The sequence below is a fragment of the Rhodoferax sp. RT5P35 genome, from assembly GCF_056521385.1.
Window position 1 is genome coordinate 1 of the sequence record NZ_JBWMAX010000181.1, and the last position, 1,302, is coordinate 1,302.

The window sequence follows — 1,302 nt, forward strand, 5'->3', positions numbered from 1 at the left end:
GTCGCACAGCGCCCGCACGGCGCGCAGGTAGGCCGGGTCGTGCATGGCCATGCCGCACGCGCCCTGCACCAGCGGCTCCAGGATGATGGCAGCGATCTGGCCGTGGCGGGCCTCCAGCAAGGCCTGCAGCTCGGCGGCGGCGCGCCGGGCCACGTCGGCGGCGGATTCGCCCGGCAGGGCCTGGCGCGCGTCGGGCGACATCACCTGGTGCGAGCGCATCAAGAGCGGGTCGTAGGCATCGCGGAAGATTTGCACGTCGGTCACGGCCAGCGCGCCCAGGGTTTCGCCGTGGTAACCCTGGCGCAGGCAGACAAACTCGCGCTTGTTAGCCAAGCCCCGGTTTTGCCAGTGGTGGAAGGTCATCTTCAGCGCAATCTCCACCGCCGAAGCCCCGTCGCTGGCAAAGAAGCAGTGGCCCAGCACCCCGCCCGTGCGGGCAGAGAGGCGCTCGGCCAGCTCCACCGCCGGGGCGTGGGTGCAGCCCGCCAGCATCACATGCGGCAAGGTGTCGAGCTGGTCCTTGATGGCGGCGTTGATGCGCGCATCCGCATGGCCAAACAGGTTGACCCACCAGGAGCTGATGGCATCGAAGTAGCGGTGGCCATCTTCGTCAACCAGCCACACGCCCTGGCCGCGCACGATGGGCAGCGGCGGCACCTCGGCGGCCCGCTGCATCTGGGTGCAGGGGTGCCAGATGTGGGCCAGGCTGCGGGTGACGAGGGAGGAGGTGGTCATGCCACAGGCCTACGCCGTCAACCGCTCCAGCGCTTCCTGGTATTTGGCCGCGGTCTTGGTGATCACATCGGCGGGGACGCGGGGGGCGGGGGGCGTTTTGTTCCAGGGCTTGCCGTCGATCAGCACCTGTTCCAGCCAGTCGCGCACGAACTGTTTGTCGTAGCTGGGGGGATTGCTGCCTTCGACATAGCTTTCCACGGGCCAGTAGCGCGAGGAATCGGGGGTCAGCACCTCGTCCATCAGCACCAGGGTGCCATCGGTGTCCAGGCCGAACTCGAACTTGGTGTCGGCAATGATCACGCCCTTGGTCAGTGCGAAGGCGGCGGCCTCCGAATAGATCTGGATGCTCAAATCGCGGATGCGCCCGGCGAGGTCGGCGCCAATCATCTCCACGCTGCGCTCGAAGGTGATGTTTTCGTCGTGGTCGCCCACCGCTGCCTTGGCCGCCGGGGTGTAGATCGGGGCGGCCGGCTTGGAATTGTTAAGCAGGCCCGCAGGCAGGGGCAGGCCGCAGACGGGTTGTCTGTCCTGGTATTCCTTCCAGCCGCTAACGGCCAGGTAGCCGCG

At 67.5% G+C, this 1,302-nt stretch carries 2 protein-coding genes; both read right to left on the reverse strand.

Annotation, left to right across the window (positions count from 1 at the left end; genetic code table 11):
• On the reverse strand, nucleotides 1-735 hold a 735-nt coding region (locus AC097L_RS24760), incomplete at its 3' end, for an aminotransferase class III-fold pyridoxal phosphate-dependent enzyme (RefSeq protein ID WP_479589371.1).
• Nucleotides 736-744: 9 nt separating this feature from the next.
• A partial coding sequence (locus AC097L_RS24765; RefSeq protein ID WP_479589372.1) for a phosphoribosylaminoimidazolesuccinocarboxamide synthase occupies nucleotides 745-1,302 on the reverse strand: 558 nt, incomplete at its 5' end.